Raw genomic sequence first — 16,068 nt, 5'->3', positions numbered from 1 at the left:
CATGGTCGTTTGGTTCGAAAACGTTTATCTGATTCAAAAAAGCGACTTCACCATATAGAGGGCTGTAATCCAAATGATAATTGCAGAAATTTTATTTAATATTCCAAGGAATTTTCCAGATGTATCAACCTTTTTCAGCAATCGTCCCGCAAGACATAATCCGTGGAACCAGCACCATGACACAAAGATGCACGTCATGGTGAAAATCATTTTATCTTTTCCTGAATAAACAAGTGAGCTCGAACCGATTACACCTATCGTATCCAGGATTGCATGCGGATTCAGTAATGATACGGATAGAGCAAATACAATTTGTTTTTTTGTCGACATCTGCATGGATTGGACACCTGACTGTGAGTTTGATTTGGCAAACCAAATCTGAAAGCCCATATACAATAAAAATATAACGCCGATTATGATTAATGTAAGGCGCAACCAATCGTATTGCATGACAATCAACGATACACCTAAAATAGCTAACAGAATGAGCACCGTATCACAAATTGCAGCCGTGATCGTTGCTGGCAATGCTTTTTTTATTGTAGGTTGGATTGCTCCTTGATTAAAAATGAAAACATTTTGCACTCCCAATGGAAGTATCAGCCCTAATGCCAATAATAATCCATGAAAAAATGGACCCATATGAATACCCCCTTCCTTCATATTCAGTATAATGAATTAAACAAAGGAATTGACCATCCAATTGGTTGGTCTTCAAACCAACCAATTTATAATGAATATAGAACATGAAAGGAGTGGTTTTCGTATGTTTATCGAATGGGGACCAAACCGTTCTTCCGCGCAATCACTTCACCAACAAATAGTAGATTGGATCAAACAACAAATTACACGGGGGGAATGGCCAGTTGGCACTAAGCTTCCATCACAACGCTCATTGGCCGACTCATTTGGCGTAAACCGAAGTACCATCATCACAGCCATAGATGAGTTGATTGCAGACGGATTATTGGAAACTAAGCTTGGTTCTGGCACATTCGTTTCCAATAATACATGGAATGTGCTCGTCTCCAGCAAACAGCCCGACTGGAAAAACTATGTCCGGAATGGCCTTCATGAACCTAATTTAAAAACGATTCAGGATATTAATCAGTATGAAACGGACACTGCCATCATCAGACTAGGCACTGGTGAATTATCTCCAGCTCTATTGCCTACAAAGCAAATCGAAAAGACGTTGCGATCCACTTCCTTTGATGCGCACTCATTAGGATATTCCGAACCCAAGGGTGACAAGAGACTTCGCCAATGTATAAGTGTTTATTTAGAAACAAAAGGGATCAACGCAAGTCCCAGCTCCCTTATGGTCGTTTCAGGCGGGCTTCAGGCACTCCAGTTGATTTCAGTTGGTTTACTTCAAAAGGGATCGATGATATTACATGAATCCCCTTCCTATTTAAATTCCGTCCACCCTTTTCAATCTGCGGGCATGCATTTAGTAGGTTTATCAAAACAAGGACGTGAAAGTATCCCGACACAAATGAAGCGCATCAATGGACGGAAGAAAGCGTCACTGTTTTATACTGTCCCAACGTTTAACAATCCAACGAATACTACATGGTCAAAAGAAGAAAGACTTAACCTCCTATCACTATGCAAAAAAGAACAGATCCCGATTATTGAAGATGACGTATATAGTGATTTGTGGTTTGATGAGGAACCGCCGCCGCCATTAAAATCCCTTGATGCAGATGGCCTTGTATTGCACATTGGCAGCATGTCCAAAACTTTAAGCCCAGGATTGCGCATCGGCTGGATTGCTGGCCCCATAACTGTGATTGAACGTTTAGCGGACATCAAAATGCAAATGGATTACGGTTCCAGTGCACTTTCCCAACACCTTGTGGCAGAATGGTTAGCAAATGGTCAATATTCTAAGCATTTAGAGTGGCTAAGGCAAAAGTTGAAGGAACGCAGGGATTTTACATTAACTCTTCTCAATCAATATTTTAAAGGGCTGGCCGAATGGCAAATACCTCAAGGCGGATTTTATATATGGCTTAAATTATGTAAACCCATCGTGAATCCAAACCTTTTCAAGCAAGCGATAAAGGAAAACATACTTCTTAATCCGGGATACATATACGAACCAAATAACCATACACATATACGGCTTTCATATTCATACGCCTCGGAGGAACAATTAGCTTATGGCATCCAAACCCTTTCAAAGATCGTTCGGCGCTTGGTTTGACATCTCCAAGGATAGGAACGCTCATCATGGCGAAACATTAATGGAGCTGCCGTGGCAGCTCCATCCATATCACTTATTGGCAGCTTTCATTTTTACGTTCCGCTCTTTTTGCTGGATGATGAAAAAAGAATGGTGATAGCCATGATTGATCATGATATGATCGAGGATTGCAGTAAGCGCCTCCCCCTTATTCAGCTGATAAGTCTCTGAACTTTCCTCAATGATGATTTTTCCTTGGTGGGGGTCATAATTAATAGATGTTTTAGCACCACTTTCAAAAAAAGAAAGGGTTACCTCCTGACATAGAGGAAAATCCTGATAGGGTGAATCTGAGCGGGGATCCTTTTCAAAGGGGGAATGGACGTGTTGAAGTGCATCAAAGAAACTCGTTTTTGTAAGATATGACCTGTCGCTTCCTCTCCTTTCGAATTTCACTGTAATTGCAATACTAGTTACTTTATTGCTAGATTTCTTCTTATAATTCATAGATACCCTCCTTTTAATAAACCCTTTATACCTAATTCTTTTATCCTATTCGATATACCTGCCGGATAATGAAAAAACTTCTTCACCAAGAGATTTCCATATTAACACGGTGAAATTACAGTAAACTACTCCAGCTTCACGAAAAATTCAAAATCCGGATATCTTATTACGCAAAAACGGCCCTCTTGGGTAAGAGGGCTTAGACTATAGAACAACTCGATAATAATTGATTTTGCCTACAGTTTTTTTGAGGGTTAGTACAATTGAAACGTTGATTTCCACTCCAGGCACTCGCTTTCCGCGGGCGGTCGGCCCTCGGCTTGCGCCTGCGGGGTCTCCCTTGGACACGCTTTTCCCGCAGGAGTCCCGTACCTTTCGTTTCAATCAACTGGTATGTTTTTTTAAAGCATACTGTAGGCAAACTCGCTTTCTTCGTATTTGTCCACAAAAAAACAGCCCTCTTGAATAAGAGGGCTGCGTTTCGTTTATTTTTTTGCTTTATTGATGTTAAAGGATTTTTTCGATTCATTTCCTGCAAGATCGGTCACCTTAAATTCAATCTTGTTGTTGCCTGTCTTAAGCGGCAGTTCCAAATCCTCTATCTTTTTCTTATAGGAACGCATTTTGTATGGTTCCTTGAATTCATGATAGAATATTTCACTTCCGTTCAGGTAAAGGCGGATTTCATCGAAATTATCTTCTACCGTCACGTCCACTTTTGGATTTTTGCCTTTGAATCCCACAGTTTCCGGTACGCCTTTAACTTTTAAACCCGGCTTTGTTGCATCGACCATTATCGTCCTTTTAAAGGAAACCGTGTTATCCCATTTATCGGTTGCTTTAACGGTGAAGCTTTGGACACCATCTTCGAATTTCTTTTCATATGAGAATTCATATTTTTTATTCGTTTTGTTATACGTTGCAGGTACCGTTTTATTGTCGATTTTAAATTCCTTTATTTCCGACGCTTCTTCAATTTCTCCTGTTATTTTGATTTTATTTTTATTGTTCACGCTCAAGGCTTCAGGACTCTTGATCTTTACAGCTGGTGCATGATTATCGATTGGAGCCGAATCACCGGCCAATTCGGTTTCAGCCGTTTTCTCATTACCTGCATAGTCGATTGCCACAACCTGAACCTTTTCCCCTTTTACATCAGGTAGGGTGAATTGTTTAGCATTTGCTGGGAGCGGCTCTTCCATGATGGATGCTCCATCGACTTGTACATCGTAATAAGCAAGCCCTGAACCATTCAAATTATCCTTACCTTGGATGGTTAAAACATTGCCCTTTTTCGAAATCTTGACCGTCGGCTTTACCGTATCGATTTTGATTGGCATTTTAACCGTCTGCCATTTTGCACCCTCGTAATCTATCATCGCTTTGATTTCAAAATAATAGACCCCATCCTTAGCGAGTGCATTATTGATTTTACCGTCCCATTTACGGGCCGGATCCAGCGTGTATGCGGTCCCTAGTCCGCCATCATAATAGTCCTTGCGTACATTATTCTCTGTGCGAAGTTTCCGGACTGATTTGTTTTCACCATTCAATATATTGTATTCTACTTTTTTCGCATTCCTTAAGAATGATAGGACAGGCACGAAGTCATCCTGTGCACCATCGCCATTTGGGGAAATCGCGATATTTTTGCCATTGAATGTTTTCCCCGCAGGGTCATAGCCAAGATACGTGAAATCTTCACCTGCTGTTGATACTCCCCCTGCCATGCCATAGAAAGATTCTTTGTCATATTTGGTGCCATCCAGGATTGGGGCTTTGTCCCATTCCCCTTTAAATCCTACATACGGTACATTCAGTTCCGGATTCGAATCGGCTGGATCCTTCAATGAGATGAACCCTTCAACAAAATAGCCGTTTGGAAACACCTTGTCAATATCTACAAGAGTTTGAAGGTCATCACCAAGTACCTTTGCGTCGGATATGTCCACTTTCACTTCGAATGTAATCGATTTTTTTGCAGGAACGGTGATCTTATTTGCATTTTTATTATTGATTTTAATCGTAGCGTTCTTAATTTCCTGTGCTTCCAGCACGTTAGCGGAATAGCCCAGTTGTCCCTGGATTGCATAGTCTGTTTGGATATTTCCTTTTACATCATACTTGACTGCTTTGTTGCTGAAGTTTTCAACCTTTAAAGTAAAGGCGAACTTATTGCCGACCTCCTTCATGGCAACCTTCGCTTCTTTCGAGAATGCCTCGGTCACGACAGCAGGTGTTGACAATGCGGATTGCAGCTGCATGACCCCGGCTCCCTGCCTGCGAGGCGAGTAAGGATTTTTCCAGTCAAGTGCCTTATTGACGACCCCCTGATCCGTTAATGGTTTTGATGTATTCATCATCAGGTTCTTCGCTAAATTAGCCCGGGCCGAGCCTTCTAATTTAAAGTCTTTATCCACTCTTTCCAGAACCAGTGCCGAGCCGCCGGAAACATGCGGCGCTGCCATCGAAGTACCACTCATCATTCCATATTCATCATTGTTCAGCGTTGAATAAATTTGTCCGCCCGGAGCGGTGATTTCCGGTTTGAAATCCAAGTTCGGTGCGACTCCCCATGAACTGAATGAGCTCATTTTCCCTGCTTCTGGATTTACAGCTTTTGTTTTATCACCATTAAAGGTAATCATCACCTTTTCGCCATCCGCTAAGGCCGCTTTCAGCTTTGCACCATCCGATTTCAACATGAACAGCTGGGGAATGGTGATGCTTGAATCTGTAGCCATGGAAATATATCCGTCAGCATTATTGTAAATTATGACTCCTGTCGCTCCTGCTGCCTGGGCATTTTGCGCCTTTTCTATAAAAGAAAGCGTGCCGCGCTCGATAAGGGCGAACTTGCCTTTAACATCCACTTTGGAAATCTCCTCTGGCGTCCCAAGACCAGCGGCCACCAATTCATGTGATTTATCCTTCAAGGCATTGGGATGCACGCTTGAAGCCGACATGAATGGAGCTTTTCCTGCTTGACCGTTTATTTCATAAGTCGCTGCATCCAAATCCATATAATTATTCTCTACCGATGCCACTTGTACAGAATCGTAAGCAAGTCCAGGTGAACCTGAAACGCCAATGTCCGGGTTCGAGGCTGATGGGTTGGCAAATCCATTTCCAAAGTGTGCCGAGTTTCCTGCTGAAATCGACATGAGGATCCCATTATCAACAGCTCTGGATACCGCCTGCTGCTCCGGATCGTCTGCCGATACAAAGCCTGCAGTGGAGCCAAGGCTCATATTCAGCACATCCGCCCCAAGAATGATGGCATCGTCAATCGCCTTAATATATATATCGCCCCATGTTGTCTGCATGTCGGGATCATTTCCGAAGACCTTTAATGCAAGCAGCTGGGCTTCAGGAGCAACCCCTTTAATGCCGCCATTCTCTTCATCTCCATTGGCTCCGGCCGTACCTGCCACATGCATCCCATGCATGGAAGCCTCTTCACCAAGGTCAAGGATTTCTTCATTTTCATCCATGTAATTGTATCCATAAGGAACCTTGGCCGTATAGTAATTGCCTAATAGATGGCTGGATTCCTTCATCGCGCTGATTTCACTTTCAGTCAGTTCAGCCTTATTCTCGTCGTTCAGGACCATATCACGGTGAGATGGGTCGATTCCAGTATCAATAATCCCGACGACCATCCCTTCCCCTTTATATCCATATTCCCGCCATGCTTCCTGGGCTTGGACAAGCTCTTTGCTATATAGCATTTCGGGTTTCTCTGCAGGACGTTCATATTCATTCGCTATATGTACTTCAGCAACTTCAGGCATGGCTTCCACCTTTTTGATCTCACCATACTGAAGTTCACCGCTGAATCCATTGACGACTGTCGTAAAACTCTCAAGTTCCTTGAAAGCTATTTTTTTCTCTTTCACCTTTTTTTTCAATTTCTTCTGAGTAGCTAGCTTTTCAGACTTTAATTGTTGTTTCTTATTTTTTGATAATTGTTTAAATAGCTTTCCTTCTTTCGAAGCGGTTTCTATTGCCGGGGCTTCCTTCATCTCTACGATGACCCTGACCTTCTCATTGCTTTTGTATTTCTTCCCCATGTCATTTTTCTTCAGCTTTATAATGCTTTCCTGATTCTTCTTACCTGCACCGCCCGAGCCTGTCGGGGGATCTGGGAGCTTGGCTGCGGAAACGCTTGCAGTAAATACTAATAGAAAGATTGCTAGAATGGACAAGCTACGTTTGATCAATGAACTTTCCTCCTCTAAAATAAACAATTTTTGGAATATTCTTACTGAGTATAAAAGTATCACAACTTTTGGGGTGATTTTAAGGGGTAATAGTCACTATTTTCCTATTTAGAACTAGGATTTTTTTATTATTTTTCATATTTTGTTAGATTTACAGGATAAACGGCAAAAAGATGGTGATGTTAAACTAACATCACCCTTTTACTTCTAGTTTTTCATTCTTGGATCCAAGGCATCACGCAGCCCATCCCCCATTAGGTTAAAGCCGAGTACCGTAAGCATGATCGCAAGTCCAGGGAAGAGAACCGTCCATGGCGCTTGAATGATGAACGCCCTGGAATCGGCGAGCATTTTCCCCCACTCTGGTGCTGGCGGCTGTGCACCGAGGCCGAGAAAGCCGAGTGCTGCGCACTCAATGATGGCTGTTGCAATCGCCAAGGTACCTTGAACAATAATCGGTGCAAGGCTATTCGGAAGGACGTGGTGAAGGAGAATGCGGCCGTCCCCCATTCCAATTGCCTTTGCAGCCGTTACATATTCCTCTTCTTTCACCGTTAAGACCCGTGACCGTAAAAGCCGGCCGAATATCGGGACATTGACGATGGCGATGGCAATAAGTGCGTTGCGAAGGGAGGGCCCCAAAACGGCAACGACAGCAATGGCAAGCAAGATACTAGGAAAGGCCAGAATAATATCAAAAATCCTCGATATGATCGTATCTATCCACCTGCCGTAATAACCGGCAATGATCCCCAAAAAAGACCCAACCACAACAGATCCGGCAACAGATAAGAAGCCGACCCCTATTGAAATGCGCGAGCCATAAATGACCCTGCTCAAAATATCCCGGCCAAATTCATCCGTTCCGAACCAATGCTCCGCAGACGGGGCCAAATGTTTATCACTTAGCTTTTGCCCATCAAATGAATAAGGTGCTATAACGGGCGCGAAGATGGCGATTAAGATGAAAAATGAAACAATCCCCAGACCCACGATGGCTACCTTGTTTTTCCTAAAGCTTTTCCAGCCTTCCTTCCAGGGAGAGATGACTTTTTCCTCTGCCTCTTTTGGAGGAAGGATTGGCGGAGTATTCGTTGCTATTTCAGGCATGAGTTTCCCTCCCTATTTATACTTAATCCTAGGATCGATCGCTGCGTACAACAAGTCCACAACTAGATTAATCATGACAAACAAAAAGGCGATGACTAGAATTCCGGACTGTATCACCGGATAATCCCGAGATAGGATTGCATCATAAATATATGTACCGATACCTGGCCATCCAAAAATGTTTTCCGTTAAAATGGCGCCGCCTAAAAGTAATCCTGTCTGCAGACCGATAACCGTCACCACTGGAATCAAGGCATTCTTAAAGGAATGCTTGTAAACAACCCAAAACATTTTCATTCCTTTAGCACGAGCTGTACGAATGAAATCCGATCTCATGACTTCCAACATGGACGAACGTGTCATCCTTGCAATAATCGCCATCGGAATGGTAGCAAGCGCTATCCCCGGCAAAATGAGATGCTTGATCACCTCGAAAAACTGATCAACCCTGCCAGCCATGAGTGTATCTATCAAATACAGACCGGTTATGGCCTCAACAGGATCCCTGATATTGTCCCGCCCTGTCGTCGGAAGTAAATCCCATTGAATTGAAATGATGTATTGCTCCATTAATCCCAGCCAGAAAATAGGCATGGACAAACCAATCAACGCAATCACCATGGCGACATAATCAAACCATGAGTTTTGAAACCAAGCTGATACTATCCCTGCATTCACGCCTATGACCACGGCGATGATCATCGCGATCAAGGCCAGTTCTATCGTGGCCATCAAGTATGGTCCTATTTCTTCCGAAACCGGACTATTCGTTTTTAACGAAACACCCAGGTCCCCCTTTAACAGGCCTGATAAGTAATCCCAAAATTGAATGAACCAAGGTTTATCCAGGCCAAGTTCCTTTGTCATCGCAGCGACTGCCTCTTCCGTTGCTTGCTGCCCTAAAATCACCTGTGCTGGATTTCCAGGAATTGCCCGTATCATCATGAACACAATAAACGCCATTCCGAGTAACACCGGAATGAGAGATCCTAAACGTCGTACGGTATAGGAAAACAAAACAATCACCCGCCTTTTAAATTAGGGTCCTTCGAAGCGCCCTGGATCATTTTGAAATGCATTCCATAACAAAACCGGGAAGCATGCAAGACTCCATACTACCCGGTTCGTACGGTTAATTTTCTAGAGAAACATTAACAAGGGATTGTGAACCAGTTGGATGTGGAACAAACCCTTTGACCGTCTTAGATCCGGCTAACTGAGGTAAAGAGTGTACAAGCGGAACCCATGGAGCTTCATCATGGATGATTTCCTGGGCTTTTCCATATAACTCATTACGCTTGTCTTCATCTGCCGTGGACTGTGCCTCGATCAATAGATCGTGCACTTCATCATTTGCATAACGGGAATAATTATTTGAGCCGATATTATCCTTATCCAATAAGGCATAAAGGAAGTTATCTGCATCTCCATTATCGCCTGTCCAGCCTAGCATGAAGGATTGAGCCTCACCAGCCTGCACTTTCTCTAAATATGCAGCCCATTCGTATGAAACGATATTTGCCTCGATACCAACCTGCTTTAAGCTCGCTTGAATGGCCTCAGCCACTTTTTGACCATCTGGCATATACGGGCGTGGTACTGGCATTGCCCATAGATCCATTTTAAATCCTTTTTCATATCCGGCCTTTTTCAGAAGTTCTTTCGCTTTTTCGACATCGTAATCATAGTCTTCAATGTTGTCATTGTATCCAGAAACGGATGGTGGCATTGGATTCTTGGCAGGCTCCGCCGTGCCTTCGAAAAAGTTATCAATGATTTCTTTTTTGTTAATTAGGTGAGAGATAGCTTGGCGTACTTCCTTTTTGTCGAATGGTGCTTTTTCAACATTGAATGCAAAGTAGCCGACATTCATGGAAGGACGTTCGAATAACTGCAGTTTGTCATCTCCTGTAACTTTGCTGATATCGCTTGGGTTCAAACCGTCCATTAGGTCGATTTCACCTTTGATTACAGCATTTAAACGCGCAGAGTTATCTTTAATGACCTTAAACGTGACTCCATCAAGTTTAGGCAGTCCATCTTGCCAATAGTCATCGTTTTTCACCACTTCAATCGTATCGCCAGGTTTCCATGATTTGAACTTGAAAGGACCTGTACCAGATGGGTTTTTAGTGAAGTCGTCACCCTCTTTTTCAATTCCATCAGGACTGGCTATAGCAAATGTAGGCATGGCAAGGTTTTTCAGGAACGGCGCCTGCGGACGGTTCAAAGTGAATTCCACCGTGCTGGCATCGATCGCTTTTACTTCTTTGATAACATGACCTTCATCGCCTTCAAATCCTCCGAACATGGAGGCATAGTACGCAAATTTCCCTTCATCCTTACTTTTTGCCCATCGTTGAAAGTTTTTTACGACCGCATCTGCATTGAAATCCGTACCATCATGGAACTTGATTCCGGTTTCCAATTTGAATGTGTATGTTTTCGCGTCATCGGACACTTCCCATGACTTTGCAAGACCCGGTTTGATTTCCGTATCATCTTCCCCATATTTCACAAGCGTTTCAAAAATCTGCTGAGTGACGATGAATGATTCCCCATCGGTTACGATAGCTGGGTCAAGACCGACAGCATCTCCGCCTTTACCGTATATCAATACGCCGCCCTTCGCTTCACTCGATCCCCCTTTACCATCATCTTTCTCTTTTGATGTAGACGAGGAGCATCCCGCAAGAGCCAGCGAAAGAGCCAGGATACCAGTCAGCAACAATGCCAATGTTTTCTTCATATTCTTCCCCCTTATTATTTGCGAATTTATGTATACGTCGTGTCAATTGTATAGATGACAAGCAACGTAGTGACCAGGTTTATGTTCAGTCAGGATTGGCTTGTCCGTATTGCATTCTGCCATCGCCTTCGGACATCTCGTATGGAATGGACAGCCGCTGGGCGGGTTTGATGGGCTTGGAACATCTCCCTGCAGGATTACCCTATCCCCCTTATATTCCACATCCGGAATGGGCACGGCCGATAATAAAGCCTGTGTATATGGGTGAAGCGGATTTTCATAAAGCCCTTCACTTTCCGTCAATTCAACAATATGTCCGAGATACATGACACCGACACGGTCGGAGATATGCCTTACCACTCCAAGATCATGAGCAATGAACAAGTAGGTCAAATCAAAATCTTCCTGCAAATCCTGCAACAGATTCAAGACCTGGGCCTGAATCGACACATCCAGTGCAGATACCGGCTCATCTGCAATGATCAGTTTGGGATTGACTGCAAGTGCCCTCGCGATGCCAATACGCTGCCTCTGGCCCCCACTGAATTGATGCGGATACCTTTTAGCGTGGTAACTGCTTAGGCCAACGACCTTAAGTAGTTCCTGTACACGGGCCTTTCGCGCCTTTTTATCTTTAACCCCGTGGACGATGAGCGGTTCTTCCAAAATTTTTTCAATAGTATGCCTGGGATTGAGGGAGGCGAATGGGTCCTGGAAAACCATCTGCATCTCACGGCGCATCTTTCTCATTTCACTGGAAGATAAAGCTGTCAGGTCCTTTCCTTCGAAATAAACATTGCCCTCGCTCGGCTCAAGCAATCGAAGCAATAATCTTCCCGTCGTGGATTTTCCGCAACCGCTTTCACCGACAAGCCCCAAGGTTTCCCCTTTATAAATGGAAAAAGACAAACCATCAACTGCCTTAACCTCTCCAATGGTCTTTCCCAGAACCCCTCCTTTTATCGGAAAATGCTTCTTTAGGTTTTCTACCTTAACCAATGTTTGATTCATGCAAGGAAGCTCCTTTCCCATCTTCATAAAGCCAGCAGCGAACATGCTGACCCTCATCGAATTCCAGTAGAGACGGGGTCTCATTTATACATTGTTCCATGGCATGGGAGCAGCGGGGGGCAAACTGGCACCCTAGGTTGCTTGTCCCAGGTTTTGGCACATTACCTGGTATCGAGTAAAGGCGCTCTTTCTTTATTCGCATATCGGGAATCGACTGAAGTAAACCGACCGTATAAGGATGCTTAGGGTTTTGGAAAATCGTTTGCACATTTCCTTCCTCTATCACCTTGCCGGCATACATGACAATGACACGTTCACACATTTGCGCCACTACCCCAAGATCATGGGTAATCATCATGATTGCCGTGTCTGTTTCTTTATTTAAATTCTTCATTAATTCCAGGATTTGTGCCTGAATCGTCACATCCAAAGCCGTTGTCGGTTCATCGGCTATAAGGAGTTTAGGCTCACAAATCATGGCCATTGCTATCATGACCCTTTGTCTCATTCCGCCAGAAAGCTGATGCGGATACTCTTTGAGCAATTCTTCGGCACGGCCAAGCCCAACCAACTTCAACATTTCCACCGCTCTATTTCGTGCCTGCTTTTTATTCCATTTTTTATGTATCCGAAGCGTCTCGACCAACTGCTCGCCAATAGTGAACACGGGATTCAAGCTTGTCATCGGTTCCTGAAATATCATCGCAATATCATTTCCGCGAATTTTTCTCATTTTCGCTTCAGAGGCATTTGCGATGTTTTCTCCTTTAAAAAGGATTTCCCCCTCCACCTTACCAGCCGGTGAAGAAACAAGACCCATGATGGACAGAGAAGTTACGCTTTTTCCGCATCCCGATTCTCCTACAATCCCTAAAACCTCACCAGGATTGACATGAAAATCGATTGAATTCACGACAGGGATCACCCCATCGTCCGTACGAAAACTGGTTCGAAGCCCATTAACCTTAATAATTGGTTCGTCCATCAAATCACTTCCTATATATAACTTATTTTCCATTATATTATTGGGTTTATTATTGCATCAAAATTAAAATATTACAATATATTTTCTAAAAATTCTAATTTAACAGAATTATTTTTTATTTTTTTCTGTTTACACACATTTTGGCACAAAAAAAAGACTGCTTATTTGCAATCATTACAAGAGGGAAATCATATAACTCAATTTTTTTGAGGGTAAATCGGGGATTACTGCGGAGAAAAAGCCATATTAGCTTTGGGGAATGAATGGATGAAAAAAATTCTATATGCTACTGCCTAGTTTCATAAAAAATCCCTGTAATTCTTGGCATTGGTTATTCATTATGGTCATATAAATACTTTTTTTGTGTATCGAATTTAAATCTTACATTTTCTTAAATCAATTCTTTGTTAAGCAAGCTAGCATGCCCAACCTTCACGTAACACTATAAACCAATATGTTCAAAATCCTTGGGCTTTCCATCATTTTGTTTAGTTCCGATGAATTGAACCCTCTCGGAGACCACTTCAGTTACATATACATATTTACCCTCCTGATTTTCGTATCTCCTTGTTTGTATTCTGCCAGTTATGCCGATTATGGCTCCTTTTTTACAATATTGAGCAGTATTTTCAGCCGACTTTTTCCATATGATACACTGTACAAAGTCTGCCTCATAGTTACCGACAGTATTACGGAAGTTCCGGTTGACTGCTAATGTGATATTGGAAACAGCCTTGCCATCAGGTGTGTATCTTAATTCTGGATCCTTCGTAAGCCTGCCGACGAGGGTAACTTGGTTAATCATTGTTTCACTCCTTCCTCTTTAATTATTTTAATCATACGCTTTCTTCCATCGATTAAAAAATGGAGGAAATGATTTTATTACACCGTTTTTCTTCATAAAAAGTCGTTTAGATTGGTGCAAAAACATTTTTTAGTGATTAAAACCAGGTAAAAAACGAATAGTTAACAAAATTAAATATTTTGCAAATTTTTATTCCATCCTTCATAATTTAGACAAATGTTGGGTTTTCATTTCATTAAGAGACTTTTTTTTAGTATGATATAATTACCTTTAAAAGGATTAATCGATATGTACCCTTTAAAAATTTACGTTTAAGAGAGGTAATCGCCGCTCTTTCTTGCAAGAAACGGAGGAATTAGATGAAATCATTCAAATTGATCTCGTTGCAAATTGTTACTGAAAATTTAAACTTGATTGATATTGCATTAACAGATGGATTGATCATAAATAAAGAAAACGATGCTAGATCATGGTTACTGGAAGCCTTTGTAGAAGAAAAACATTTCAAAGAGCTTGAACCCTCACTTCCCGATATAGACGGAGAGGTGTATATCCAGGCAGTCATTACCAAAAAGGACAATGAACCGGCTTTGTTTCAAACTGTTTTACGTACAATAAGAAAAGTGGGCAATCATTATAGCCTTTTATTTGTTGGTCACATCCAAAAAACACGGAGCAAATATGCAGAACTCCTTCTTGAAGATTTGGTCCAAAAAGGTCTCGTCGGCGATGAACTTATAAAAGAGTTCAAGCAAAAAATCCGCTCAAAGCCTAAATTAGCAACTAATAAATAAAACCCTTCCCTTAATTTCCATCCCCAAATCGAATGCACATAAAAAAGACTGACTTAGACGGATAAGGATATTAATCCTTTTTTGCCTAAGCAGTCTTTCTCATTCTGTGCTAATTACTTATTTTTGTCGTCATTTTTATCATCGTCTTTAATCAAGTCATCTGCATCATCATCGACGTTATTATCGTTATTATCGTCGTTATCAAGGATGTCATCATCGTTGTCGTTGTCGTTGTCGTTATCAAGCACGCCATCATCGTTATCGTTGTTATCATCTGTACCGTTGTTATCATTTACACCATTGTCATTGTTATCATCTTCTATGATGTTGTTATCATCCTCTGGTGCGGGATTTTTATCATTATCATCATTATTTCCACATCCAGCAAGGAACATAATAGATAATAAAGATCCCCCAAGTAGTGCAAAAATTTTCTTCATCATTTTTGGCAACCTCCCTTCTTTCTTTATCATTAGGTATTTTGCCCGAATATGAAAATAACTTGCGTCCTATTTTAAATTTAAAAAGAAAATCTGCTATTTGGAATTAAACATTAAAAAATGCCGGACATTAAAATGTCCGGCATTCAAAGGGAGAATAGAAAGATCTAAAAACCGCTCTTGCTTTAAAAAAGCAATGCAGTGCTTTTTATATACACCGCTTCACGATTCCTTAAACCTCTTTTTGAAATATATAGTTAAGGAAAAAGAATCTTATTTGTCACCAAAAGCAAACATGATATCGGCTTCACATGCTGTTTCCCCATCAACCGTTGCAACTGCTTTCCCTTTACCCATTGAACCTCTCATACGCACTATTTCCACTTCCAGACGCAGCTGATCACCTGGTTTAACTTGCTTTTTAAAGCGGCAATTATCAATCCCAGCGAAAAATGCAAGCCGGCCTTTATATTCTTCTTGTTTCAAGACGGCTACAGCGCCAACCTGCGCTAAGGCCTCTACAATTAAAACTCCAGGCATAACTGGATAATCGGGGAAATGGCCATTAAAGAATTCTTCATTTGCCGAGACATTCTTCAATCCAACCGCTCTTTTCCCTTCATCAATTTCTATGATCCGGTCGACTAATAAGAATGGGTAACGATGCGGAATAATTTCCTTTATTTGTGTGATATCTAGCATATTTGTTCCTCCTATGACTTAAATATTTCAAACATAACGTAAACTCGCCCCTGTCATCTAGACAGAGGCGTAGTTGCCATGAAATATAAATCCGTTAACGACAGCAACTACTTCAAAAAAACATGGAACTACGCGCCCTTGTTCACTATATCAAAAATATGGGTCCATGTGGATTTTTGGAAAACATCCATTGCATGTCCTCCGCCAATCACACTATATCCTAATAGTGCCCCGGATAATACAGCAATGAAAATCAATCCGATAACAATGAGTAAACGAAGCCAAATTGGCAAAAGACGGACCTTGATCCTACGATTCGGTTTCGCCTCAACTTCCTTTATCTCTTCTTCAATTTGTTGTCTCATTACACGATTTTGTTCCATATAGAATGTGAAAGCTCCTTTTAAGAAAACTCGCCGACTGATTTCCCCGATACGCCAGAAATTCAGCAGCTATGCAAAATGGTCGGCACGAATGATTTCTCTTGTTATGAATTCATTATAACCGATTTGCTCTAATTCCGCAGGGAGACATTTTATTTACCAGGTACC

Annotated in this window: 14 protein-coding genes; 2 read left to right on the top strand and 12 right to left on the bottom strand. The window is 42.0% G+C overall.

From position 1 onward, the window contains the following. Positions 1-33 precede the first annotated feature (33 nt). A complete protein-coding gene (locus tag OTG27_RS01160; RefSeq protein WP_034315735.1) occupies positions 34-642 on the bottom strand; it encodes a LysE/ArgO family amino acid transporter in 609 nt (202 codons plus the stop codon). A gap of 124 nt (positions 643-766) precedes the next feature. Here OTG27_RS01160 and OTG27_RS01155 point away from each other — a divergent pair, with 124 nt between their 5' ends. Further along, a complete protein-coding gene (locus OTG27_RS01155; protein ID WP_268935987.1) occupies positions 767-2,212 on the top strand; it encodes an aminotransferase-like domain-containing protein in 1,446 nt (481 codons plus the stop codon). A gap of 69 nt (positions 2,213-2,281) precedes the next feature. On the opposite strand, the gene OTG27_RS01150 is transcribed toward OTG27_RS01155, so the two are convergent. The 8 genes from OTG27_RS01150 to ssb form a co-directional block, all read right to left on the bottom strand. Then, positions 2,282-2,698: a hypothetical protein gene (locus OTG27_RS01150; RefSeq protein WP_063574662.1), complete on the bottom strand. Its 417-nt coding sequence runs from the start codon at positions 2,696-2,698 to the stop codon at positions 2,282-2,284. Between the two features lie 485 nt (positions 2,699-3,183). Next, positions 3,184-6,921 carry a S8 family serine peptidase gene (locus OTG27_RS01145; protein WP_268935986.1) on the bottom strand — a complete coding sequence of 1,246 codons (3,738 nt, stop codon included), beginning with the start codon at positions 6,919-6,921 and terminating at the stop codon, positions 3,184-3,186. Positions 6,922-7,128: 207 nt separating this feature from the next. Then, positions 7,129-8,031, bottom strand: a complete 903-nt coding sequence (locus OTG27_RS01140) for an ABC transporter permease (protein WP_048685793.1) — start codon at positions 8,029-8,031, stop codon at positions 7,129-7,131. 12 nt (positions 8,032-8,043) lie between these two features. Next, positions 8,044-9,048, bottom strand: a complete 1,005-nt coding sequence (locus OTG27_RS01135; RefSeq protein ID WP_034316217.1) for an ABC transporter permease — start codon at positions 9,046-9,048, stop codon at positions 8,044-8,046. A gap of 115 nt (positions 9,049-9,163) precedes the next feature. After that, entirely contained in the window at positions 9,164-10,780 is a 1,617-nt protein-coding gene (locus tag OTG27_RS01130) for an ABC transporter substrate-binding protein (protein WP_214811234.1), read from the bottom strand. Positions 10,781-10,822: 42 nt separating this feature from the next. Beyond that, positions 10,823-11,791 (bottom strand): ABC transporter ATP-binding protein, encoded by a 969-nt coding sequence (locus OTG27_RS01125; RefSeq protein ID WP_057278171.1) that lies wholly within the window; start codon positions 11,789-11,791, stop codon positions 10,823-10,825. Continuing rightward, positions 11,772-12,776 carry an ABC transporter ATP-binding protein gene (locus tag OTG27_RS01120; RefSeq protein WP_148666451.1) on the bottom strand — a complete coding sequence of 335 codons (1,005 nt, stop codon included), beginning with the start codon at positions 12,774-12,776 and terminating at the stop codon, positions 11,772-11,774. Before OTG27_RS01120 ends, OTG27_RS01125 begins: the two co-directional genes overlap by 20 nt. Positions 12,777-13,218: 442 nt before the next feature. Next, positions 13,219-13,581, bottom strand: coding sequence for a single-stranded DNA-binding protein (ssb, locus tag OTG27_RS01115; protein ID WP_053536875.1), 363 nt, complete (start codon positions 13,579-13,581; stop codon positions 13,219-13,221). 359 nt (positions 13,582-13,940) lie between these two features. Here ssb and OTG27_RS01110 point away from each other — a divergent pair, with 359 nt between their 5' ends. After that, positions 13,941-14,375, top strand: a complete 435-nt coding sequence (locus OTG27_RS01110; RefSeq protein ID WP_034315749.1) for a YwpF family protein — start codon at positions 13,941-13,943, stop codon at positions 14,373-14,375. Between the two features lie 113 nt (positions 14,376-14,488). Here OTG27_RS01110 and OTG27_RS01105 read toward each other — a convergent pair whose 3' ends face one another. The 3 genes from OTG27_RS01105 to OTG27_RS01095 all read right to left on the bottom strand — a co-directional run bounded on the left by OTG27_RS01105 (position 14,489) and on the right by OTG27_RS01095 (position 15,900). Next, positions 14,489-14,818, bottom strand: a complete 330-nt coding sequence (locus OTG27_RS01105; RefSeq protein WP_268564559.1) for a hypothetical protein — start codon at positions 14,816-14,818, stop codon at positions 14,489-14,491. 270 nt (positions 14,819-15,088) lie between these two features. After that, entirely contained in the window at positions 15,089-15,517 is a 429-nt protein-coding gene (gene fabZ, locus OTG27_RS01100) for a 3-hydroxyacyl-ACP dehydratase FabZ (RefSeq protein WP_034315755.1), read from the bottom strand. Positions 15,518-15,645: 128 nt separating this feature from the next. Further along, complete coding sequence (locus OTG27_RS01095) at positions 15,646-15,900, bottom strand: DNA-directed RNA polymerase subunit beta (protein WP_053087418.1); 255 nt, start codon at positions 15,898-15,900, stop codon at positions 15,646-15,648. Positions 15,901-16,068: the final 168 nt, after the last annotated feature.

This window comes from Peribacillus sp. AS_2 (assembly GCF_026891895.1).
GTDB lineage: Bacteria > Bacillota > Bacilli > Bacillales > DSM-1321 > Peribacillus > Peribacillus frigoritolerans.
The sequence above is the reverse complement of the archived record's forward strand: the minus strand, read 5'-3'. Positions and strand labels throughout refer to the sequence as shown.

What these genes read in the sequence shown, in the direction of transcription:
- OTG27_RS01160 (WP_034315735.1), bottom strand. Translation starts at nt 642, where the DNA reads ATGGGTCCATTTTTTCATGGATTATTATTGGCATTAGGGCTGATACTT.
- OTG27_RS01155 (WP_268935987.1), top strand. Translation starts at nt 767, where the DNA reads ATGTTTATCGAATGGGGACCAAACCGTTCTTCCGCGCAATCACTTCAC.
- OTG27_RS01150 (WP_063574662.1), bottom strand. Translation starts at nt 2,698, where the DNA reads ATGAATTATAAGAAGAAATCTAGCAATAAAGTAACTAGTATTGCAATT.
- OTG27_RS01140 (WP_048685793.1), bottom strand. Translation starts at nt 8,031, where the DNA reads ATGCCTGAAATAGCAACGAATACTCCGCCAATCCTTCCTCCAAAAGAG.
- OTG27_RS01130 (WP_214811234.1), bottom strand. Translation starts at nt 10,780, where the DNA reads ATGAAGAAAACATTGGCATTGTTGCTGACTGGTATCCTGGCTCTTTCG.
- OTG27_RS01125 (WP_057278171.1), bottom strand. Translation starts at nt 11,791, where the DNA reads ATGAATCAAACATTGGTTAAGGTAGAAAACCTAAAGAAGCATTTTCCG.
- OTG27_RS01120 (WP_148666451.1), bottom strand. Translation starts at nt 12,776, where the DNA reads ATGGACGAACCAATTATTAAGGTTAATGGGCTTCGAACCAGTTTTCGT.
- ssb (WP_053536875.1), bottom strand. Translation starts at nt 13,581, where the DNA reads ATGATTAACCAAGTTACCCTCGTCGGCAGGCTTACGAAGGATCCAGAA.
- OTG27_RS01110 (WP_034315749.1), top strand. Translation starts at nt 13,941, where the DNA reads ATGAAATCATTCAAATTGATCTCGTTGCAAATTGTTACTGAAAATTTA.
- OTG27_RS01105 (WP_268564559.1), bottom strand. Translation starts at nt 14,818, where the DNA reads ATGATGAAGAAAATTTTTGCACTACTTGGGGGATCTTTATTATCTATT.
- fabZ (WP_034315755.1), bottom strand. Translation starts at nt 15,517, where the DNA reads ATGCTAGATATCACACAAATAAAGGAAATTATTCCGCATCGTTACCCA.
- OTG27_RS01095 (WP_053087418.1), bottom strand. Translation starts at nt 15,900, where the DNA reads ATGGAACAAAATCGTGTAATGAGACAACAAATTGAAGAAGAGATAAAG.